Source organism: Streptomyces sp. NBC_00086 (assembly GCF_026343255.1).
In the GTDB taxonomy this organism is placed as follows: domain Bacteria; phylum Actinomycetota; class Actinomycetes; order Streptomycetales; family Streptomycetaceae; genus Streptomyces.
The window spans coordinates 2240171-2261900 of the sequence record NZ_JAPELZ010000001.1 but is presented as its reverse complement, the minus strand read 5'-3'; the positions used below and the strand labels follow the sequence as shown (position 1 = coordinate 2261900).

The following is a 21730-nucleotide window of genomic DNA, read 5'->3' as shown; positions in this document are numbered from 1 at the left end:
AGCCACCCGGCGAGGCGGTCGTTGACCTGGGGCATTCCGGTGAAAGAGTGAAGCCGATGAGAGACGCGGTCTTCCCGGTGGCACCCGCCGGGACCGTGCGCCAGGCGCCGGTCCCGGGTCTCCCGCGCGAGTCGGGGCGCCCTTGCGGGCCCGCGCGATCCCGTACTCTTCGCGCACCGCGACACTTCCGTCACGCTACGCTCCCAAGGAATCCGGCTCCGGCAAAGGCGAAGCATGCCCCAGCACACCTCAGGGTCCGACCGCGCTGCGGTGCCCCCCGCTGCGCGCGGCAGCGAGCGGTCCACCGCGCCCTCGTCCCTGGAGGTGCTGTGGCGCTCGTACAAGGACTCGGGTGACGAGCGGCTGCGGGAGCAGCTGATCCTGCATTACTCGCCCCTCGTGAAGTACGTGGCGGGCCGCGTCAGCGTCGGTCTGCCGCCCAATGTGGAACAGGCCGACTTCGTCTCCTCCGGAGTCTTCGGACTGATCGACGCCATCGAGAAGTTCGACATCGAACGGTCCATCAAGTTCGAGACGTACGCGATCACCCGCATCCGCGGCGCGATGATCGACGAGTTGCGGGCGCTGGACTGGATCCCCCGCTCGGTGCGGCAGAAGGCGCGCGCCGTGGAACGGGCCTACGCCACGCTGGAGGCCCAGCTGCGGCGCACCCCGACCGAGCACGAGGTCGCCGGGGAAATGGGCATCGGCGTGGAGGATCTGCACGCCGTTTTCAGCCAGTTGTCGCTGGCCAACGTGGTCGCCCTGGAAGAGCTGCTGCACGTCGGCGGGGAGGGCGACCGCCTCTCCCTGATGGACACCCTGGAGGACACCGCCGCGGACAACCCGGTGGAGGTCGCCGAGGACCGGGAGTTGCGGCGGCTGCTGGCGCGGGCCATCAACACGCTGCCCGAGCGGGAGAAGACGGTGGTGACCCTCTACTACTACGAGGGCCTCACGCTCGCCGAGATCGGCAACGTCCTCGGGGTCACCGAGAGCCGCGTCAGCCAGATCCACACGAAGTCCGTCCTGCAGCTGCGCGCGAAGCTGGCGGACGTCGGGCGCTGAACCGGGGGCCCGGTGCGCGGGGGCGGAGGCCGAGAGCGTGCGCCGGCCTTGCGGTACATCCGTAGAGTGGACGCGTGCCCAGGATTCGAGCGGCCTCCGTGGCCGAGCACCGGTCGATGCAGCGCGGCGCCCTGTTGGACGCCGCGCGTTCCCTGCTGTCCGAAGGGGGGACGGAAGCGCTGACCTTCCCCGCCCTCGCCGAGCGCACCGGCCTCGCCCGGTCCTCCGTGTACGAGTACTTCCGATCCCGCGCGGCCGTCGTCGAAGAGCTGTGCGCGGTGGACTTCCCCGTGTGGGCGGCCGAGATCGAGGCGGCCATGTCCGAGGCGGAGGCGCCGGAGGCGAAGATCGAGGCGTACGTGCGCTGCCAGCTGGGGCTGGTGGGGGACAAGCGGCACCGGGCGGTGGTGGCGATCTCGGCGAGCGAGCTGGACGCCGGGGCGCGGGAGAAGATCCGTGCGGCGCACGGGAGCCTGATCGCGATGATCGTGGAGGCGTTGGGCGCGCTGGGGCAGGCGGAGCCGAGGCTGGCCGCGATGCTGCTTCAGGGTGTGGTGGACGCCGCCGTCCGGCGGATCGAGGGTGGCGCGGGGGAGGATCCCGGCGTTGTCACGGATGCGGCGGTGGCGATGGCGCTGCGGGGCGTCGGGGGCTGACCCGGCCCCGGCTTCCGGCTCTGGCCGAGCCTCCAGTCCGGGGGCCGGCCCCAGGTCGTGACGGTGTGGTGGGTGCGATGCCCTGCGGGGCCGTCCCCTACCCGCCCTTCGACCGTTCCCAGGGCTCCGCCCCAGACCCCGGTCCTCAAGCGCCGGACGGCTGGAAGTGCCCGGACCCCGGTCCTCAAGCGCCGGACGGCTGGAAGTGCCCTGACCCCGGTCTCAAGCGCCCGGCGGCTGAAAGCTCGGGTGGGGCAGGGGGAGTAGGCGGGGGGTTGGGTGGGGGAGGAGTTTCAGGGGGTTGAGGTAGGTCTCCTGGTGGAGGAGGCCCCAGTGGAGGCATGAGCGGGGGCAGTGGGGGCCGTCCGTGAGGAGGGCCACCACCTGGCCCGTCGTGACCTCGGCGCCCTGTGCCACCAGGGGGCGGACCGGTTCGTACGTCGTGCGCAGGCCGTTCGGGAGGGTCAGCGAGAGGACCCCGCGGCCCGCGACCGGGCCGGCGAAGTGGACCCGGCCCGGACCGACCGCGCGGAGCTCCGTGCCCACCGGGGCCGCCAGGTCCACCCCGCGGTGGCCCGCCGCGTACGGGGTCGGGGGCGGGTCCCACCAGCGGATCACCGTCAGGGGGGACGGGAGCGGGCGTCCGCCCGGGGCCGGCCCCGGCGACCCGGGCTTCGTCGGAGCCGGGGTCAGGGTCAGGCCCAGGGCCAGGAGCAGGGTGAGCAGCAGCTTCGTCATGGGGGAATGGTTCCGCTTCAGGAGCCGGTCCCGGGCGGGCCTGTGGACGGGCGGGGAGCTGTGGACAACCGCGTCATCCGGCATACCACCGGGTCCCGTACACTTCTTGTGGCGATCCGGGTCACCGGGTCGACTTCGCACGCCCCAGCACCGGCCCCTCAGGGCCAGGTGACAGCGTCTCTCGGTCCCCTCTACGGGGGCAGGGCGCGACAGGGGCGTCAGGAACCAAACCGAGAAAACAAGGAGATGGCCATGGCCGTCGTAACGATGCGGGAGCTGCTGGAAAGCGGCGTCCACTTCGGTCACCAGACCCGCCGTTGGAACCCGAAGATGAAGCGCTTCATCTTCACGGAGCGCAACGGCATCTACATCATCGACCTGCTGCAGTCGCTGTCGTACATCGACCGCGCCTACGAGTTCGTGAAGGAGACCGTCGCCCACGGCGGTTCCATCATGTTCGTCGGTACCAAGAAGCAGGCCCAGGAGGCCATCGCCGAGCAGGCGACGCGCGTTGGTATGCCCTACGTCAACCAGCGGTGGCTGGGTGGCATGCTCACCAACTTCTCCACCGTCTACAAGCGCCTTCAGCGTCTGAAGGAGCTTGAGGCGATCGACTTCGAGGACGTCGCCGCCTCGGGTCTCACCAAGAAGGAGCTCCTGGTCCTCTCTCGCGAGAAGATCAAGCTGGAGAAGACCCTCGGTGGTATCCGCGAGATGTCGAAGGTCCCCAGCGCCGTCTGGATCGTCGACACCAAGAAGGAGCACATCGCCGTCGGTGAGGCGCGCAAGCTCCACATCCCGGTCGTCGCGATCCTCGACACCAACTGCGACCCCGACGAGGTCGACTACAAGATCCCGGGCAACGACGACGCGATCCGCTCCGTCACCCTGCTCACCCGCGTGATCGCCGACGCCGTCGCCGAGGGCCTCATCGCCCGTTCCGGTGCCGCCACTGGCGACTCGAAGCCGGGCGAGAAGGCCGCCGCCGAGCCGCTCGCCGAGTGGGAGCGCGACCTGCTCGAGGGTGACAAGAAGGCCGACGACGCCGAGGCCGCTCCGGCCGCCGAGGCTGTTGTCGACGCCCCCGCCGTCGAGGCCGAGGCTGCTCCGGCCGCCGAGGCCGAGGTTGTCGCCGAGGCCGTCGTCGAGGCTCCGGCCGCCGACGCCGAGCAGGCCTGACCCACCCACTGAGGGCGCCCGGCGCGTGAACGCCGGGCACTCACAGCACGGACGATGACGGCGGGGGAGCCGCGCCACGAGCGCGCCTCCTCCGCCGTTCACCCGTAGATCTACGACTTCGAGAGAGAATCACAGACTCATGGCGAACTACACCGCCGCTGACGTCAAGAAGCTCCGCGAGCTCACCGGCGTCGGCATGCTGGACTGCAAGAACGCGCTGGTCGAGGCCGACGGTGACGTCGACAAGGCCGTCGAGGCACTCCGTATCAAGGGTCAGAAGGGCGTCGCCAAGCGCGAAGGCCGTTCTGCCGAGAACGGTGCCGTCGTTTCCGTCATCTCCGACGACAACACCTCCGGTGTCCTCGTCGAGCTGAAGTGCGAGACGGACTTCGTCGCCAAGGGCGACAAGTTCCTTGCGGTCACCAACGAGCTGGCCAACCACATCGCCGCGACCTCGCCGGCCGACACCGAGGCGCTCCTGGCGTCCGAGATCGCCCCCGGCAAGACCGTGCAGGCGTTCGTCGACGAGGCCAACGCCAACCTCGGCGAGAAGATCGTCCTGGACCGCTTCGCGCAGTTCACCGGCGGTTACGTCTCGGCGTACATGCACCGCACGATGCCCGACCTGCCGTTCCAGATCGGCGTCCTGGTCGAGCTCGACAAGGAGAACGCCGAGGTCGCCCGCGGCGTCGCGCAGCACATCGCCGCGTTCGCGCCGAAGTGGCTCTCCGCCGAGGACGTTCCGGCCGAGGTCGTCGAGTCCGAGCGTCGCGTGGCCGAAGAGGTCACCCGCGCCGAGGGCAAGCCGGAGGCCGCGCTGCCGAAGATCGTCGAGGGTCGTGTCAACGGCTTCTTCCGCGACAACACGCTGCTTGGCCAGGCCTACGCCCTGGACGCCAAGAAGTCCGTCCAGAAGGTTCTGGACGAGGCCGGTGTCACCCTGGTGCGCTTCTCGCGCATCAAGGTCGGCATCTGAGTCCGTCCGTACGCGACGGACACCGGACCCCGGTAGGGTCTGAAGCAGTCGCCCGCGTTCGCGCAGGGCGACCGCAGATCTGACGAGGAGGCCATTGCCGTAGAGGGAACCGCGAGGACCCACCGGCAATGGCCTTCTTCGTATGTGCACGAGGAGATCTCCATGAATCAGGGCGTGGACACCCACACCGCTTCCGACGACAAGAGCGACCAGGACAAGAAGGGCCGCCGCTTCATGCTGAAGCTGTCGGGCGAGGCCTTCTCCGGTGGCGGAGGACTCGGCGTCGACCCCGACGTGGTCCACGCCATCGCCCGCGAGATCGCCGCGGTGGTCCGCGACGGCGCGGAGATCGCGATCGTGATCGGCGGAGGCAACTTCTTCCGCGGCGCCGAACTCCAGCAGCGCGGCATGGACCGGGCCCGGTCCGACTACATGGGCATGCTCGGCACGGTCATGAACTGCCTCGCCCTCCAGGACTTCCTGGAGAAGGAAGGCATCGACTCCCGCGTCCAGACGGCCATCACCATGGGCCAGGTCGCCGAGCCGTACATTCCGCTGCGCGCCGTGCGCCACCTGGAGAAGGGCCGCGTGGTCATCTTCGGCGCCGGCATGGGCATGCCCTACTTCTCCACCGACACCACGGCCGCCCAGCGCGCCCTGGAAATCGACGCGGAAGCCCTGCTCATGGGCAAGAACGGCGTCGACGGGGTCTACGACTCCGACCCGAAGAAGAACCCGGACGCCGTGAAGTTCGACGCGCTGGAGTACAGCGAGGTGCTGTCGCGCGACCTCAAGGTCGCCGATGCCACCGCCATCACGCTGTGCCGCGACAACAAGCTGCCGATCCTGGTCTTCGAGCTGCTCGCCGAGGGCAATATCGCGCGAGCCGTCAAGGGTGAGAAGATCGGCACGCTCGTGAGCGACCAGGGCACCCGGGCCTGAGCAGGCCCCCCGTCCGCCTGAACCATCCATTTCTGACATGCAGGAGCACGTGGTGACCGAAGAGATCCTCCTCGAGGCCGAGGAGAAGATGGAAAAGGCCGTCGTCGTCGCCAAGGAAGACTTCGCCGCGATTCGCACCGGTCGTGCGCACCCGGCGATGTTCAACAAGATCGTGGCGGAGTACTACGGCGCCATCACGCCCATCAACCAGCTCGCCTCCTTCTCGGTCCCCGAGCCGCGCATGGCGATCGTGACCCCGTTCGACAAGAGCGCCCTGCGCAACATCGAGACGGCCATCCGCGACTCCGACCTGGGCGTCAACCCCAGCAACGACGGCAGCATCATCCGGGTGACCTTCCCCGAGCTGACGCAGGACCGCCGCAAGGAGTACATCAAGGTCGCGCGCACCAAGGCCGAGGACTCCAAGGTGTCGATCCGCGCCATCCGCCGCAAGGCGAAGGACGCCCTCGACAAGCTCGTCAAGGACAAGGAAGCCGGCGAGGACGAGGTGCGCCGCGCCGAGAAGGAGCTCGACGACACCACCGCGAAGTACGTCGCGCAGGTGGACGAGCTCCTGAAGCACAAGGAAGCCGAGCTCCTCGAAGTCTGATGAACGACACTTCCTGGCAGCCGGAGCCGGTTCCGGCGGGTCCCGCCTACGATGCGCTGGTGGGCCCGCACACTCGGCCCATGCCCATCGTGCCCGATGCCGCCGGCCGTGACTTCGACGACCGGGAAGCACGCGATCGGGGGGCCGCCGCTGACGGCGGCCCCCTCTTCCGCGCCGATACACCGCCGCAGGAGCCCATGCCCAGCCCCCCGCCGACTCCGCCTTCGCCGGCACCGCAGGACGCCTCGCCACCGCCTCAGAAGAAGCGTGCCGGGCGGGACCTGCGTGCCGCCATAGGGGTCGGAGTGGGCCTCGGTGCGGTGATCTTCGCTTCGCTGCTCATCGTCAAGGCGGTCTTCGTCGGCGTCGTCGTCGTGGCGGTCGTCGTCGGCCTGTGGGAGCTCACCTCCCGGCTGCAGGAGAAGAAGGGCATCAAGGCCCCGCTGGTCCCGCTCGCCATCGGCGGCGCGGCCATGGTCATCGCCGGATACGTCCGCGGGGCCGAGGGTGCCTGGGTGGCCATGGCGCTGACGGTGCTGGCGGTCCTCGTCTGGCGGATGACCGAGCCGCCCGAGGACTACCTCAAGGACGTCACGGCGGGCGCCTTCGCGGCGTTCTACGTGCCTTTCCTGGCCACCTTCGTCGCGATGCTGCTCACCGCCGACGACGGGCCGCAGCGGGTGATCACCTTCCTGCTCCTGACGGTGGTCAGCGACACCGGGGCCTACGCGGTCGGCTGGCGCTTCGGCAAGACCAAGCTCGCCCCGCGCATCAGCCCAGGAAAGACCCGCGAGGGGCTCTTCGGAGCGGTGGCCTTCGCGATGGGCGCCGGCGCGCTGTGCATGGAGTTCCTGATCGACGGGGGCGTCTGGTGGCAGGGCCTGGTGCTCGGCCTCGCCGTCGCGGTCAGCGCCACGCTCGGCGACCTCGGGGAATCCATGATCAAGCGGGATCTCGGGATCAAGGACATGGGCACGCTGCTGCCGGGTCACGGCGGCATCATGGACCGGCTGGATTCCCTGCTTCCGACGGCCCCGGTGGTCTGGCTGCTGCTGGCGGCGTTCGTGGGCACGGGCTGACCTGCGAAAAGGCGCCCGTGCAGGTAGGGCGGTTACTCTTGGAAGGCGCGCTGCTTCTGCGGCGCGCCTTTCGTCTTACAAGGAGTACCTGCCATGGCCCGCCCAGTCCCGGGAGAGCTCACTTTCGTCGCCCCTCGTGGAGCGAAGAAGCCGCCCCGGCACCTCGCCGACCTCACCCCCGAGGAGCGCCGGGAGGCGGTCGCCGCGATCGGCGAGAAGCCCTTCCGGGCCAAGCAGCTCTCCCAGCACTACTTCGCCCGGTACGCGCACGACCCGGCCGAGTGGACCGACATCCCGGCCGCCTCCCGCGAGAAGCTCCAGCAGGAGCTGCTGCCGGACCTGATGAACGTCCTGCGCCACATCTCGTGCGACGACGACACCACCCGCAAGACCCTGTGGAAGCTGCACGACGGCACGCTCGTCGAGTCGGTGCTGATGCGCTACCCGGACCGGGTCACCATGTGCATCTCCTCGCAGGCCGGCTGCGGAATGAACTGCCCGTTCTGCGCCACCGGCCAGGCGGGCCTCGACCGCAACCTGTCGACCGCCGAGATCGTGCACCAGATCGTCGACGGCATGCGCGCCCTGCGCGACGGCGAGGTCCCCGGCGGGCCCGCCCGGCTGTCGAACATCGTCTTCATGGGCATGGGTGAGCCGCTCGCCAACTACAACCGCGTCGTCGGCGCCATCCGCCGCCTCACCGACCCGGAGCCCGATGGCCTGGGCCTGTCCCAGCGCGGGATCACCGTCTCCACCGTGGGTCTGGTCCCGGCGATGCTGCGCTTCGCCGACGAGGGCTTCAAGTGCCGCCTCGCCGTCTCCCTGCACGCCCCGGACGACGAGCTGCGCGACACCCTGGTCCCCGTGAACACCCGCTGGAACGTCCGCGAGGTGCTCGGCGCGGCCTGGGAGTACGCGGAGAAGTCCGGCCGCCGGATCTCCATCGAGTACGCCCTGATCCGCGACATCAACGACCAGGCCTGGCGCGGCGACCTGCTCGGCAAGCTGCTCAAGGGCAAGCGCGTGCACGTCAACCTGATCCCGCTGAACCCGACGCCGGGCTCGAAGTGGACCGCTTCGCGGCCCGAGGACGAGAAGGCCTTCGTTGACGCCATCGCCCGCCACGGCGTGCCGGTGACCGTCCGCGACACCCGTGGCCAGGAGATCGACGGCGCGTGCGGCCAGCTCGCCGCCTCGGAGCGCTGATTTCCGCCAGTTGAGGTTCGCATTCGGCCACGGGGTACCCTGTGGCCGAAACCAATTTCATATTCCGACAGGGGAGCGCCACAGCGCTGAGAGTGCGGTAACCGTCACCGCAGACCCTCTGAACCTCGCCCCGGTCATTCGGGGTAGGAAGTTCGGTCACCACTCAAGCTGTTGCGCCCTGCCCGGCGTCCGCTCCACAGAGCGCCGGGCAGGGCCGCGTCTTCTCCTGGACATCCCAGGAGGAATGCACCAATGAGCACCACCAAGAAGATGGCGGGCATCGCGCTCGTGGCCGCGCTCGGCGTCACCACGCTCAGCGCCTGCGGCAGCGATGCCAAGGACAAGTCCGCCGGGGCGAGCGCCGCTCCGAAGTCCAAGACGATCACCCTCGTCTCGCACGACTCCTTCAACGTGACCGACACGGTCCTCAAGGAGTTCGAGCAGCAGAGCGGCTACACCGTCAAGGTCCTGAAGTCGGGCGACGCGGGCGCCGCCCTGAACCAGGAGATCCTCACCAAGGGCTCCCCGCGCGGCGACGTCTTCTTCGGCGTGGACAACACGCTCCTCTCCCGTGCCCTCGACAACGGCATCTTCACGCCGTACGAGGCCAAGGGGCTGGCCGAGGTGAAGCCCGAGTTCGTGGCCGACAAGGAGCACCGGGTCACCCCCGTCGACTCCGGCGACATCTGCGTGAACTACGACAAGGCCTACTTCGCCGACAAGAAGATCGCCCCGCCGCAGACGCTGGACGACCTGATCAAGCCGGAGTACAAGAACCTGCTGGTCACCGAGAACGCCGCGACCTCCTCGCCCGGCCTCGGCTTCCTCCTCGCCTCCGTCGGCAAGTACGGCGACGAGGGCTGGAAGGACTACTGGAGCAAGCTCAAGGCCAACGGCGTCGAGGTCGTCGACGGCTGGGAGCAGGCCTACAACGAGCGCTTCTCCGGCTCGGCGGGCGGAAAGAAGGCCAAGGGCGACCGGCCGCTGGTCGTCTCCTACGCCTCCAGCCCGCCGGTCGAGGTGCTCTTCGGCGAGCCGCAGCCGGCCGAGGCCCCCACGGGCGTCGCGACGGGCACGTGCTTCCGCCAGACCGAGTTCGCGGGTCTGCTCAAGGGCGCGAAGAACGAGGAGGGCGGCAAGGCGCTCCTGGACTTCCTGATCTCCAAGAAGTTCCAGGAGGACATGCCGCTCCAGATGTTCGTGAACCCGGTGACCAAGGACGCGGCGGTGCCGGAGCTGTTCACCAAGCACGGCGTCGTCATCGAGAAGCCCGAGACGGTCGCCCCGGAGGCCATCGCCAAGAACCGCGACCAGTGGGTCAAGGCGTGGACCGCGCTCGTCGTGAAGTAGGACGGTTGAGTTCCGTACCGAAGGAGAGCGGGCGGGCCACGGCCGTCAGGCTCGGTCTGATGGCCGTGCCGCTCGTCTTCTTCGGGCTGTTCTTCGCGTACCCCGTGGCCGCGATCGTCGGGCGCGGGCTCAAGACCGACACCGGCTGGCAGTTCGGCCGGATCGGCGAGGTGCTGGCCCGGCCCGACATCGGCGACGTGCTCTGGTTCACCACCTGGCAGGCGCTCGCGTCCACGGCGCTCACGCTCCTGATCGCACTCCCCGGCGCGTACGTCTTCGCGCGCTTCGAGTTCCCCGGCAAGCAGGTGCTGCGGGCGCTCGTGACGGTGCCGTTCGTGCTGCCGACCGTCGTGGTCGGCACCGCGTTCCTCGCGCTGGTGGGGCGGAACGGTCTGCTGGACGAGGTGTGGGGGATCCGCCTCGACACGACCGTATGGGCGATCCTGCTCGCGCACGTCTTCTTCAACTACGCCGTCGTCATCCGCACGGTCGGCGGCCTGTGGGCGCAGCTCGATCCACGGCAGGAAGAGGCCGCCCGGGTGCTCGGCGCCGGGCGGTTCGCCGCCTGGCGGCGCGTGACGCTGCCCGCGCTGGTGCCGGCGGTGGCCGCCGCCTCGCTGATGGTGTTCCTGTTCACGTTCTCCTCCTTCGGCGTCGTGCAGATCCTGGGCGGGCCCGCGTACTCCACGCTGGAGGTGGAGGTGTACCGGCAGACCGCGCAGCTCCTGGACCTGCCGACGGCCGCCGTGCTGACGATGGTGCAGTTCGCGGCCATCGGCGCGATCCTCGGCGTGCACGCCTGGACCGTGCGCAAGCGGGAGACCGCACTGCGGCTCGTCGACCCGGGACGGACCACGCACCGGCCGCGCGGCTGGGCCCAGCGCACCCTGCTCGGCGGGGTGCTGCTGACGGTGGCGCTGCTGATCGTGGCGCCGCTCGCCGTGCTCGTCGAACGCTCCCTCGACGCCCCCGGCGGGTACGGGTTCGGCTTCTACCGGGCGCTCCAGGAAGTCGGCGCCGGCGGCGGTACCTTCCTGGTGCCGCCGCTGGAGGCGATCTGGAACTCCCTGCAGTACGCGCTCGCCGCCACCGCCATCGCGCTCGTCGTCGGCGGGCTCGCCGCCGCGGCGCTGACCCGGCGCGCGGGCCGTTTCGTACGGGGCTTCGACGCCCTGCTGATGCTCCCGCTGGGGGTGTCGGCCGTGACCGTCGGCTTCGGCTTCCTCATCACCCTCGACGAGCCCCCGCTGGACCTGCGGACCTCGTGGATCCTGGTGCCGTTGGCGCAGGCGCTGGTGGGCGTTCCCTTCGTCGTACGGACCATGCTGCCGGTGCTCCGCGCGGTCGACGGACGGCTGCGGGAGGCCGCCGCCGTGCTCGGCGCCTCACCGCTGCGGGCCTGGCGGGAGGTGGACCTGCCGATGGTGCGGCGGGCCCTGCTGATCGCGGCGGGCTTCGCCTTCGCCGTGTCCCTCGGGGAGTTCGGGGCGACCGTCTTCATCGCGCGGCCCGACCATCCGACGCTGCCGGTCGCCGTGGCGCGACTGCTGGGGCGGGCCGGGGAGATGAACTACGGCCAGGCGATGGCCCTGAGCACGATCCTGATGCTGACGTGCGCGGTGTCCCTGCTCCTGCTGGAGCGGCTGCGGCCCGACAAGACCTCCGGAGAGTTCTGATGACCCTGCTTCAGCTGGAAGGGGTGTCGGTCCGCTTCGGTGAGCGCGCGGTCGTGGACGCCGTGGACCTGGCGGTCGCCGAGCACGAGATCGTGTGCGTGCTGGGGCCGAGCGGGAGCGGCAAGTCCACCCTGCTGCGGGTGGTGGCCGGGCTCCAGCCCGTCGCCGGCGGGAGGGTGCTCCTGGGCGGCGCCGACCAGGCCGCAGTGCCCGTACACCGGCGGGGGGTGGGCCTGATGTTCCAGGACCACCAGCTGTTCCCGCACCGGGACGTGGGCGGGAACGTCGCCTTCGGGCTGCGGATGCGGGGTGCTTCGAAGCAGTCCTCCGAGGCGCGGGTCACCGAGCTCCTGGAGCTGGTCGGGCTGCCCGGGGCGCAGGGCCGGGCGGTGGCCTCGCTGTCCGGCGGCGAGCAGCAACGGGTCGCGCTGGCGCGGGCGCTGGCGCCTTCGCCGCGGCTGCTGATGCTGGACGAGCCGCTCGGGCAGCTGGACCGGGGGCTGCGGGAGCGGCTCGTGGTGGAGTTGCAGGGGCTGTTCTCGCGGCTGGGCACGACCGTACTGGCCGTCACGCACGACCAGGGCGAGGCGTTCGCGCTGGCCGACCGGGTGGTCGTGATGCGGGACGGGCGGATCGCGCAGGCGGGGACCCCGCTGGAGGTGTGGCAGCGGCCGGCGTCGGAGTTCGTGGCGCGGTTCCTGGGCTTCGAGAACGTGGTGCGTGCGGTGCTTTCCGCCGGGGTGGCCGTGACGCCGTGGGGCAAGGTGCCGGTTCCGGCCGGGTCGCCGTCGGGGGATCATCGTGTGCTGATCCGGCCGGCGGGGGTGGTGCTGGCGCCCGGGGGGCTGGGGTGCGAGGTGGTGTCGCGGACCTTTCGGGGGACGCATGTTGCGCTGTCGCTGCGGCCCGAGGTGGGGCCCGTGCTCGAGGCGGAGTGCGGGCTTGAGGGGGCGCCGGCGGTCGGGGACCGGGTCGAGGTGGAGTTCGCCCCGGGCGAGGTGGTCGTGCTGGCGGGGGAGTAGGGCCGGGCGGAGTCCCGCGCAGCGACCCTTGCCGCTGCGCGGGGGAGCAGTCCGCGTGGTGGCCCCTGCCGCTGCGCGGGGCGGAGTTCCCCTACCCGCCCTTCCACCGTTCCCAGGGCCGGCCCTGACCCGGTCCTCAAGCGCCGGACGGGCTGAGGGGTCCGGGCTCCGCCCCAGACCCCGGTCCTCAAATGCCGGACGGCTGAAAGCGACCAGCCCCGGTGCTTCCCCGGGTTTCAGCCGACCGGGGTGGGGACGTCTCCGTGTGCGTCCTCGTGGTTGCCGTACCAGGCGACTGCCACCGCGCCGGCTACCGCCAGGACGAAGCCGAGGACCGCCAGCCAGGCCATGCCGGGGCGGGACGCGTCGCCGAGCCAGAGGACGCCGATCGCGCCGGGGAGCACGGTTTCGCCGACCACCAGGGCCGCGGTGGCGCCGTTCACCGAGCCGATCTGGAGCGCCACGGTGTGCAGGTACATGCCGCCGACCCCCGCCAGGACGATGGCGTACAGGGCCGGGTCGGCGAGGAGGGACGGGAACGAGAACGGCTCCACGCCGTTGAGGATGCGGACCCCGACGCCCAGCGCGCCGAACGCCAGACCCGACAGCAGGCCCGCCAGGATCGCGGCCCGGGCGCCGAGGAAACGTACCGCCACCGTGCCGCCCACGATGATCAGTACGGTCACGCCCAGGAGCCACCAGTGCGTGGACGCCGGAGCGTAGTGGCCGCCCTCGTGGCCCGCCGCGGTCGCGAGCAGGACCAGTGCCGCACAGACGACCCCGATGGAGGTCCATTCCTTGCGGGTCAGCCGGATGCCGAGCATCTTCACGCTCAGCACGGCCGTGATCACCAGGTTGGCGCTGATGACCGTCTGAGAGAGGAAGAGCGGCAGGAGGCGGGCGGCCAGGGCGCCCAGCCCGAAGCCCACGAAGTCCAGGATGGTGCCGACGATGAACTCCCAGGTCATCGCGGCCTTCGCCGTCGAGCTGAGGTTCGGGCCGCCGTGCTGGGTGACCCCGGCGGCGGTGGGCGACATCCGGGCCGCCCGCCGTGAGCCCACGGCTTGCAGGACGGATCCCGTGCCGTAGCAGATGGACGCCGCGATGGCGGTGAGCAGGCCTATGAGCACCCGAGGGCTCCGTTCACGTCTGGCAGGTTTTACGTAGTGCGTACCTCTTCCAGACGTGGAAAAGGGGAGAGAAGTTGCCTGACCGGGTCAGGTTGTCCAGGTCAGCTCATGGCTGCGAGGGCCGCCGGAACCTCTGAAACCGAGTCGACCAGGGCGATCCGGGACTCCATCGCCCGGCCCCGGGCGAGTGACTGGAGCAGCGGCCAGGCAGGCAGCCGTTCGGTCCAGTGGGCGCGGTCGACCAGGATCATCGGGGTCGGCTCGCCGCGGGACTCGTAGTGGTTGGGCGTCGCGTTGTCGAAGATCTCCTGGACGGTGCCGGCCGCGCCCGGCAGGAACACCACGCCCGCGTTGGAGCGGGCGAGCAGCCCGTCCTCCCGGGTGGCGTTCGCGAAGTACTTCGCGATGTGTCCGGCGAAGGGGTTCGGCGGCTCGTGTCCGTAGAACCAGGTCGGGATGCCCACCGAGTCGCCGCCCGTGATCGCCGGCCAGCGTTCCCGTACGGCGAAGGCCGCGCGCGCCCAGTCGGAGACGGACGGGGTGAAGGAAGGGGCCTTGGCCAGCATCCGCAGGGCTTCGGGCAGGGCCTCGTCGGGGGCCGTCGAGAGGTACGCGCCGAGGTTGGCCGCCTCCATCGCGCCGGGACCGCCGCCGGTGGCCACGGTCAGACCGGAGCGGGTCAGCGTCCGGCCGAGCTCGGCCGCACCCCGGTAGGCGTCGCCGCCGCGGGCCATGGCGTGGCCGCCCATCACACCGACCACGCGGGCGCCGACGAGGTGTTCGTCGAGGGCGTCGGAGATGGCGTCGTCGTGGATGGAGCGCAGCATCGAGGAGTAGATGTCGCCGTCAGCCTTGGTCTCCTGGAACCAGGCGTACGCCTCGGAGTCGGGCGTGGCCTCGTAGCCCGCGGAGAGTCCGGTGAAGAGTTCCTCGGCCGTGTAGAGCAGGCCCCGGTAGGGGTTGAAGGGGAGGTCCGGGACGGGCGGGAAGACCAGGGCGCCGTCCGCGCGCACCTTGACCGAGGCGTCCGGTTCCATCGGGCAGCCCAGGAACACGGCGGCCGAGGTGTCGGCGGACAGGAGGGCGAAGGTCCGCTCCAGCAGGTTGACCGACTGGATCCGGTACCCGCTGAGCGAGCCGCGGGCCACGACCCGGTCGAACTCGGCGAGGGTCTCGATCTCGGTATCGGTCTCGATGTGTGGGTTGACCATTCGGCCCACCCTAAGGGCTGCCCGGCTCAGCGGGTCAATGCCAGCGACGTCAGCTGTGACACACCCCAGCTGAGCGGCAGGCACACCGCCACCAGCGCGGTGGCCCGTACGGTCGCGGCCGTACGCAGGACCTTGCCCGGGGCGCCGAGCCCGGTCAGGGTCTCGCGGGTGGCGGCCCTGGCCTGGCGGACTTCGACCGCGGAGGTGAGCAGGGTGGCGGCCGCGCACAGCGTCACCAGAGCGGCGGCGGGCGCGGTCAGCGGGCCGAGCGGGACCTGGAGTCCGCCGTGATCGCGCAGGGCCACGGCGCTGAGGGCGCCCGCCGCGACGGCGCACAGGACACCGAGGGGTGCGCCCAGCCGGGGGGCCTCCTCCTGGAGGGCCCGCCCGGCCAGCAGCCGGAGCGCGCCCGGGCGGACGGCCTGGACGAGCGCCCCGCAGGCGTAGGCGAGGCCCGGGCCGGCGAGGGCGAGTCCGAGGGCGGTCAGTGCCCAGCCCGTCGGCATGGCGGCTCCGCCGGGGCGGGAGTAGGCCAGTGCGGCGAGTCCGCAGGCGGTGAGGGCGATGCCCCAGGGCAGTGCGGTCTGCGGCGCGGGCCGGGGGTGCGGGCGCAGGGCGAGGGCGGTGGCGATCGAGGCGGCCAGCGGGAGCAGGGCCAGCAGGGTGAGGGCGGCCGCCACGGGCAGGGGCTGGTCGCCGTGGAGCAGCCGCGACCCGGCGCCGTCGAAGGGCAGCCCGGTCACGTCCCCGCGCAGATGGAGGAAGACGACCAGGGCCACGGCGCTGCCGAGGGCGCAGGCCACGGCGGTGGAGATCGTCGCGACCAGGGTGAGTCGTAGGGGTCCCAGCCCGGCGGCGTCCAGCCCTTCGAGGGGGCGGGTCGCGGGGTCGGTACGGGCCACCGCGACGGCGAACTGGACGGTGACGGCGAGGGGGACCAGGGCCCACAGCAGCTGAGGGAACGATCCGGCGGGCCGGGCCGTGGCCTGTGCGAGCACGTACAGCAGCAGGAAGCCGCTGCCGGCCGAAGCGGCGGCGACGAGCAGTCGGCGCAATTGGACCAGCGGCCGGGAGCCGCGGGCTAGGCGGAGAGCGAGCACGCGGCCTGGTCCTCCGGGGGCTGGGGGATGGAGGTAGGGGGGAGCCCGGCAGCGACCGCCGCGGCGGCCGGGCGGCCGTCGAGCAGGGCGAAGTGCCGGTCGGCGACGGCCGCGGTCTCCTCCTCGTGGGTGGCGAGCAGCACGGTGATGCCGTGGGAGCGGGCGGCCGTGGTGAGGGTGCGCAGCAGCAGGGAGCGCTCGGCCCGGTGCAGGGGAGCGGTCGGCTCGTCGGCGAAGATCACGGCGGGCAGGTTCGCGAGGGCGCGGGCGAGGGCGACGCGCTGGGACTCGGCCCGGTTGAGGGCGCCGGGGTGCTTGCGGGCGAAGGCGCCGATGTCGAGGCGGTCCAGCCATTCGCAGGCGGCCCGTTTGGCCGTGCGGTGGGGCACGCCCGCGATCAGCAGCGGCAGGGCGGCGTTCTCCCAGACCCGGAGCTCGGGCAGCAGCCGCGGCTCGGGGCCGATCCAGCCGAAGCGGTCGCGGCGCAGCCGCTCGCGGGTCAGGGTCCCCATGGTGTGCACGGGGACGCTGTTGAACCAGACCTCGCCCTGCTCGGGCCGCAGCTGTCCGGACAGGCAGTGCAGCAGCGTGGTCTTGCCGCTGCCCCGCGGGCCGGTGACGGCGAGGATCTCTCCCGCGCGGACGCCGATCGAGACCCCGATGAGTCCCGGCGAACCGCTGTGGGAGTAGTGAAGGGACCGTGCCCAGAGCAGATCGTCCTGGGGCGGGATCTTGTCCGGCGGAGCGTTGTCCGGCGGAGCGTTGTCCCGTGGAGCCACCATGGCGTACACCTCCGTCCGGGGGAACGAAGCGGAGCCCGCTTGGTCACTGGCGCCGCAATGAGATGTAAAGAGATGAACGTCTTGGATGGTGACAGCACACGGCCCGGACCCCCGCGTTCTCACTCGAACGGAGGATCCGGGCCGTGTGGTCCGGCAGTTTGCCGCCTGCGGGACGGTGGGAGGACGCGGGCTGGTTAGAGCTTGGTCCAGGCCTCGGTGAGCACGCGGCGCAGGATGCCCTCGATCTCGTCGAAGGTGCCCTGGTCGGCGGTCAGCGGCGGGGCCAGCTGGATGACCGGGTCGCCACGGTCGTCGGCGCGGCAGTACAGGCCGTTCTCGAAGAGCGCCTTGGAGAGGAAGCCGTAGAGCACGCGCTCCGTCTCCTCGTCCGTGAAGGACTCCTTGGTGACCTTGTCCTTGACGAGCTCGATGCCGTAGAAGTAGCCGTTGCCGCGGACGTCGCCGACGATCGGCAGGTCGTGCAGCTTCTCCAGCGTCGCGCGGAAGGCGTCCTCGTTGTCCAGCACGTGCTGGTTGAGGCCTTCCTTGTCGAAGATGTCGAGGTTGGCGAGCGCCACCGCGGAGGACACGGGGTGTCCGCCGAAGGTGTAGCCGTGCAGGAAGGTGTTGTCACCCTTGTAGAACGGCTCGGCGAGGCGGTCCGAGATGATGCAGGCACCGATCGGGGAGTAGCCCGAGGTCATGCCCTTCGCGCAGGTGATCATGTCCGGGATGTAGTCGAACTTGTCACAGGCGAACATCGTGCCCAGACGGCCGAACGCGCAGATCGTCTCGTCGGAGACGAGCAGGACGTCGTACTCGTCGCAGATCTCGCGGACGCGCTGGAAGTAGCCGGGCGGCGGCGGGAAGCAGCCACCGGCGTTCTGCACCGGCTCCAGGAAGACGGCGGCGACGGTGTCGGCGCCCTCGAACAGGATCTCCTGCTCGATCTGGTCGGCGCACCAGCGGCCGTAGGCCTCGGGGTCGTCGCCGTAGATCGGGGCGCGGTAGATGTTGGTGTTGACCACCTTGTGCGCGCCGGGGACCAGCGGCTCGAAGGGGGCCTTGAGGGCCGGCAGACCGGTGATGGACAGGGCGCCCTGCGGGGTGCCGTGGTAGGCGACCGCACGCGAGATGACCTTGTACTTGGTGTGCTTGCCCTGCAGCTTGAAGTACTGCTTCGCGAGCTTCCAGGCGGTCTCGACGGCCTCGCCGCCACCGGTGGTGAAGAAGACCTTGTTCAGGTCGCCCGGGGCGTAGTGCGCGAGGCGCTCGGCGAGCTCGACGGCCTTGGGGTGCGCGTACGACCAGATGGGGAAGAACGCGAGTTCCTGCGCCTGCTTGTAGGCGACCTCGGCCAGTTCCTTGCGGCCGTGACCGGCGTTGACCACGAACAGGCCCGCGAGGCCGTCGAGGTAGCGCTTGCCCTTGTCGTCGAAGATGTAGGTGCCCTCGCCCCGCACGATGGTGGGTACGGGCGAGTTCTCGTACGACGACATGCGGGTGAAGTGCATCCACAGGTGGTCGTAGGCGGTCTTGGAGAGGTCCTGGCTCACGGCTATCGCGTTCCCCACATGTAGGTCTGCTTCTTCAGCTTCAGGTAAACGAAGCTTTCGGTTGATCGCACGCCGGGGAGCGCGCGGATCTTCTTGTTGATCGTTTCCAGCAGGTGGTCGTCGTCCTCGCAGACGATTTCCACCATCAGGTCGAACGAGCCCGCGGTCATCACCACGTACTCGCACTCGGCCATCGCGGTCAGCGCGTCGGCCACCGGGTCGAGGTCTCCCTCGACGTTGATGCCGACCATCGCCTGGCGCCGGAGCCCCACGGTGAGCGGGTCGGTGACGGCGACGATCTGCATGACGCCCTGGTCGAGCAGCTTCTGTACTCGCTGGCGCACCGCTGCTTCGGACAGGCCCACGGCCTTGCCGATCGCCGCGTAAGGACGACGACCGTCCTCTTGCAGTTGCTCGATGATCGCCAGGGACACAGCATCGACCGAAGGGGACGGTTGTCTGTTCCTGGAATCTGCGCTTCGACTGACCACGACCTCACTGTGCACGAGGAGTCGTCTGTTCCGCAAGGCGAGAACGATGTAATTCGTTGTTTCGGGAGTCAGATCTCACCGATTCCGTAGTTCGTGCTGTGTGGGCCTGTCGAAAACGGTGTCCGAGAGGCTAGGCTTGGTAGTTGTCTCAACCATTGGACATGTGAGCACAGGAGTGTGGCTGTAGTGACCACCGAACTGCGTCGTCTGCGCAACTACATCGGCGGGGAGTTCAAGGACGCCGCCGACGGGCGGACCACCGAGGTGGTCAACCCCGCCACGGGCGAGGCGTACGCGACCGCCCCCCTCTCCGGCCAGGCGGACGTCGACGCCGCCATGGCCGCGGCCGCGGCCGCCTTCCCGGCGTGGCGCGACGCGACCCCCTCCGAGCGCCAGAAGGCACTGCTGAAGATCGCGGACGCCTTCGAGGCGCGCGCGGACGAGCTGGTCGCCACCGAGTCGGAGAACACCGGCAAGCCGCTCGGCCTCACGGCCAGCGAGGAGCTGCCGCCGATGGTGGACCAGATCCGCTTCTTCGCCGGTGCCGCCCGCCTGCTCGAGGGCCGTTCGGCCGGCGAGTACATGGAGGGCATGACCTCCATCGTCCGCCGTGAGCCGGTCGGCGTCTGCGCCCAGGTCGCGCCGTGGAACTACCCGATGATGATGGCCGTCTGGAAGTTCGCCCCGGCCATCGCCGCGGGCAACACCGTGGTCCTCAAGCCCTCGGACACCACCCCGGCCTCCACCATCCTGATGGCCGAGATCATCGGCTCGATCCTGCCCAAGGGCGTCTTCAACGTCGTCTGCGGCGACCGCGAGACCGGCCGGGCCATGGTCGAGCACAGCACTCCGGCGATGGCCTCCATCACCGGCTCGGTGCGCGCGGGCATGCAGGTCGCCGAGAGCGCCTCCAAGGACGTCAAGCGCGTCCACCTGGAGCTCGGTGGCAAGGCTCCCGTCGTGGTCTTCGAGGACGCCGACATCGCCAAGGCCGCCGAGGACATCGCGGTCGCGGGCTTCTTCAACGCCGGCCAGGACTGTACGGCCGCCTGTCGCGTCCTGGTCCACGAGTCGATCCACGACGAGTTCGTCGCGGCGCTGGCCAAGAACGCGGCCGACACCAAGACCGGCCAGCCGGACGACGAGGACGTGCTCTACGGCCCGCTGAACAACCCGAACCAGCTCAAGCAGGTCGCGGGCTTCATCGAGCGCCTCCCCGCCCACGCCAAGGTCGAGGCGGGCGGCCACCAGGTCGGCGAGAAGGGCTACTTCTACGCCCCGACCGTGGTCTCCGGCCTCAAGCAGGACGACGAGATCATCCAGAACGAGGTCTTCGGCCCCGTCATCACGGTCCAGTCCTTCACGGACGAGGATCAGGCCCTGGCGTACGCGAACGACGTCGAGTTCGCCCTCGCCTCGTCCGTGTGGACCAAGGACCACGGCCGCGCGATGCGGATGTCCAAGAACCTCGACTTCGGCTGCGTGTGGATCAACACCCACATCCCGCTCGTCGCCGAGATGCCCCACGGCGGATACAAGAAGTCCGGCTACGGCAAGGACCTCTCCGCCTACGGCTTCGAGGACTACACGCGCATCAAGCACGTCATGACCTCGCTCGGCGGCTGACCGAAGGCCGGGCGGGCGGCCTGCCGGCCGCCGCATTGACCAGGTCACAGCCTTGAAGGGGCGGGCAGTAGACAACATGTCTATTGCCCGCCCTTTGGCGTTCCACCAGGCTCGTCCCATGCCTGAACTCGCCTTTTCCCGTCGCGCGGCGCTGCGCGGCCTCGGTGCCGTGGGCCTGCTGGCCGCCCTTCCCGGCTGTGGTGTCCCCGCCGCGTACGTCCCCGAGAGCCGACGGGAGGGTCAGGACCACTCCGAGAGCGACCGGAGCGTCTCCTTCTCCAACTGGCCCCTCTACATCGACACCGACGAAGAGGACGAGAGCCGGCGCCCGACGCTGGACGCCTTCGCGGAGAAGACCGGCATCGAGGTCCGGTACACCGAGGAGATCAACGACAACGACGAGTTCTTCGGCAAGATCAGCCCGTCCCTGATGAACCGCCAGCAGACCGGACACGACCTGGTCGTGGTCAGCGACTGGATGGCCGCCCGCTTCGTCCGCCTGGGCTGGGCCCAGAAGATGGACCGCTCGGCGCAGGCGAACGTGGCCAAGCACCTGGACCCGCAGCTGCGCTCCCCGGCCTTCGACGAGGGCCGGCTGCACACCGTCCCCTGGCAGTCGGGGATCACCGGCATCGCCTACAACCGCAAGGCGCTCGGCCGGGAGATCAAGTCCGTCAAGGACCTGTGGCACCCGGACCTGGCCGGCAAGGTCACGCTCTTCTCCGGTCTCGACGAGTCCTTCTCCCTGCTGATGCAGGGCAACGGCGTCGACGTGACCAAGTGGACCGAATCCGACTTCCACCGGGTGTGCGACCAGGTCGAGAGCATGGTGAAGAAGAAGCACATCCGCCGCTTCACCGGCAACGACTACACCTCCGATCTCGGCAAGGGCGACGTACTGGCCTGCCAGGCCTACTCCGGAGACGTGATCCAGCTCCAGGCCGACAACCCCGACATCGAGTTCGTGGTTCCCGAGGAGGGCGGCGAGCTCTGGGCGGAGAGCCTGCTCGTCCCCAACCTGGCCCGGCACAAGGCCAATGCGGAAGCCCTGATCGACTACTACTACGACCCGGAGGTGGCCGCGCTGCTCGCCGCCTACGTCAACTACGTCTGCCCGGTCCCGGCCGCCCGCGAGGTGCTGGCCGCCTCCGACGACCAGGAGACCGCCGAACTGGCCGAGAACCCGCTGATCTTCCCCGACGAGGACATGCGCAAGCGGCTCGTCGTGGCCCGCGACATCTCCTCCGCCGAGCGCTCTTCCTTCGCCAAGCGCTGGAACGGCATCGTCGGGCTCTGATCACGATCTTGCGGCGGAACTGAACATGTTCAGCA

Annotated in this window: 20 protein-coding genes and 1 riboswitch; of the genes, 13 read left to right on the top strand and 7 right to left on the bottom strand. The window is 70.1% G+C overall.

The window, feature by feature from the left end; all coding sequences use genetic code 11:
• The first annotated feature begins 234 nt into the window (after positions 1-234).
• The gene (gene whiG, locus OG276_RS09800) at positions 235-1068 is read left to right on the top strand and encodes an RNA polymerase sigma factor WhiG (RefSeq protein ID WP_250743879.1); all 834 of its coding nucleotides are present in this window, start codon (positions 235-237) and stop codon (positions 1066-1068) included.
• Positions 1069-1166: 98 nt separating this feature from the next.
• Positions 1167-1724 carry a TetR/AcrR family transcriptional regulator gene (locus OG276_RS09795; protein WP_266912657.1) on the top strand — a complete coding sequence of 186 codons (558 nt, stop codon included), beginning with the start codon at positions 1167-1169 and terminating at the stop codon, positions 1722-1724.
• Positions 1725-1946: 222 nt separating this feature from the next.
• Here the strand turns inward: OG276_RS09795 and OG276_RS09790 are convergent, their stop codons facing one another.
• A complete protein-coding gene (locus tag OG276_RS09790) occupies positions 1947-2462 on the bottom strand; it encodes a M23 family metallopeptidase (protein WP_266904074.1) in 516 nt (171 codons plus the stop codon).
• Between the two features lie 252 nt (positions 2463-2714).
• Here OG276_RS09790 and rpsB point away from each other — a divergent pair, with 252 nt between their 5' ends.
• From rpsB to OG276_RS09745, 9 genes are all read left to right on the top strand, one after another.
• Positions 2715-3641 (top strand): 30S ribosomal protein S2, encoded by a 927-nt coding sequence (gene rpsB / locus OG276_RS09785; RefSeq protein ID WP_266904073.1) that lies wholly within the window; start codon positions 2715-2717, stop codon positions 3639-3641.
• Positions 3642-3780: 139 nt separating this feature from the next.
• Positions 3781-4617 carry a translation elongation factor Ts gene (tsf, locus tag OG276_RS09780; RefSeq protein WP_266904072.1) on the top strand — a complete coding sequence of 279 codons (837 nt, stop codon included), beginning with the start codon at positions 3781-3783 and terminating at the stop codon, positions 4615-4617.
• Positions 4618-4779: 162 nt separating this feature from the next.
• Entirely contained in the window at positions 4780-5559 is a 780-nt protein-coding gene (gene pyrH / locus OG276_RS09775) for a UMP kinase (protein ID WP_243337648.1), read from the top strand.
• 52 nt (positions 5560-5611) lie between these two features.
• Positions 5612-6169, top strand: a complete 558-nt coding sequence (frr, locus tag OG276_RS09770; protein WP_112453867.1) for a ribosome recycling factor — start codon at positions 5612-5614, stop codon at positions 6167-6169.
• Positions 6169-7248: a phosphatidate cytidylyltransferase gene (locus OG276_RS09765; protein WP_266904071.1), complete on the top strand. Its 1080-nt coding sequence runs from the start codon at positions 6169-6171 to the stop codon at positions 7246-7248. Before frr ends, OG276_RS09765 begins: the two co-directional genes overlap by 1 nt.
• A 93-nt stretch (positions 7249-7341) precedes the next feature.
• On the top strand, positions 7342-8454 hold the full coding sequence (rlmN, locus tag OG276_RS09760; protein ID WP_266904070.1) for a 23S rRNA (adenine(2503)-C(2))-methyltransferase RlmN: 1113 nt from the start codon (positions 7342-7344) through the stop codon (positions 8452-8454).
• 59 nt (positions 8455-8513) lie between these two features.
• A riboswitch (TPP riboswitch) is annotated at positions 8514-8622 on the top strand.
• Positions 8623-8706: 84 nt separating this feature from the next.
• Positions 8707-9804: a thiamine ABC transporter substrate binding subunit gene (locus OG276_RS09755; RefSeq protein ID WP_266904069.1), complete on the top strand. Its 1098-nt coding sequence runs from the start codon at positions 8707-8709 to the stop codon at positions 9802-9804.
• Between the two features lie 59 nt (positions 9805-9863).
• The gene (locus tag OG276_RS09750) at positions 9864-11480 is read left to right on the top strand and encodes an iron ABC transporter permease (protein WP_266912655.1); all 1617 of its coding nucleotides are present in this window, start codon (positions 9864-9866) and stop codon (positions 11478-11480) included.
• Positions 11480-12502, top strand: a complete 1023-nt coding sequence (locus tag OG276_RS09745; protein WP_266904068.1) for an ABC transporter ATP-binding protein — start codon at positions 11480-11482, stop codon at positions 12500-12502. Before OG276_RS09750 ends, OG276_RS09745 begins: the two co-directional genes overlap by 1 nt.
• A gap of 236 nt (positions 12503-12738) precedes the next feature.
• On the opposite strand, the gene OG276_RS09740 is transcribed toward OG276_RS09745, so the two are convergent.
• From OG276_RS09740 to OG276_RS09715, 6 genes are all read right to left on the bottom strand, one after another.
• Positions 12739-13632: a hypothetical protein gene (locus tag OG276_RS09740; protein WP_266904067.1), complete on the bottom strand. Its 894-nt coding sequence runs from the start codon at positions 13630-13632 to the stop codon at positions 12739-12741.
• A gap of 101 nt (positions 13633-13733) precedes the next feature.
• Positions 13734-14843, bottom strand: coding sequence for an LOG family protein (locus OG276_RS09735; RefSeq protein ID WP_266904066.1), 1110 nt, complete (start codon positions 14841-14843; stop codon positions 13734-13736).
• Positions 14844-14869: 26 nt separating this feature from the next.
• Positions 14870-15943 (bottom strand): hypothetical protein, encoded by a 1074-nt coding sequence (locus tag OG276_RS09730; protein WP_266904065.1) that lies wholly within the window; start codon positions 15941-15943, stop codon positions 14870-14872.
• The gene (locus tag OG276_RS09725; RefSeq protein WP_266904064.1) at positions 15925-16725 is read right to left on the bottom strand and encodes an ABC transporter ATP-binding protein; all 801 of its coding nucleotides are present in this window, start codon (positions 16723-16725) and stop codon (positions 15925-15927) included. Before OG276_RS09725 ends, OG276_RS09730 begins: the two co-directional genes overlap by 19 nt.
• Before the next feature lie 194 nt (positions 16726-16919).
• Complete coding sequence (locus tag OG276_RS09720) at positions 16920-18299, bottom strand: aspartate aminotransferase family protein (RefSeq protein WP_266904063.1); 1380 nt, start codon at positions 18297-18299, stop codon at positions 16920-16922.
• On the bottom strand, positions 18284-18787 hold the full coding sequence (locus OG276_RS09715; protein ID WP_073910973.1) for an Lrp/AsnC family transcriptional regulator: 504 nt from the start codon (positions 18785-18787) through the stop codon (positions 18284-18286). The genes OG276_RS09720 and OG276_RS09715 overlap by 16 nt, the downstream gene beginning before the upstream one ends.
• Before the next feature lie 171 nt (positions 18788-18958).
• Here OG276_RS09715 and OG276_RS09710 point away from each other — a divergent pair, with 171 nt between their 5' ends.
• The gene (locus OG276_RS09710; RefSeq protein WP_266904062.1) at positions 18959-20398 is read left to right on the top strand and encodes a gamma-aminobutyraldehyde dehydrogenase; all 1440 of its coding nucleotides are present in this window, start codon (positions 18959-18961) and stop codon (positions 20396-20398) included.
• A gap of 118 nt (positions 20399-20516) precedes the next feature.
• Positions 20517-21695 carry a spermidine/putrescine ABC transporter substrate-binding protein gene (locus tag OG276_RS09705; RefSeq protein ID WP_266904061.1) on the top strand — a complete coding sequence of 393 codons (1179 nt, stop codon included), beginning with the start codon at positions 20517-20519 and terminating at the stop codon, positions 21693-21695.
• The last annotated feature ends 35 nt before the right edge of the window (positions 21696-21730 follow it).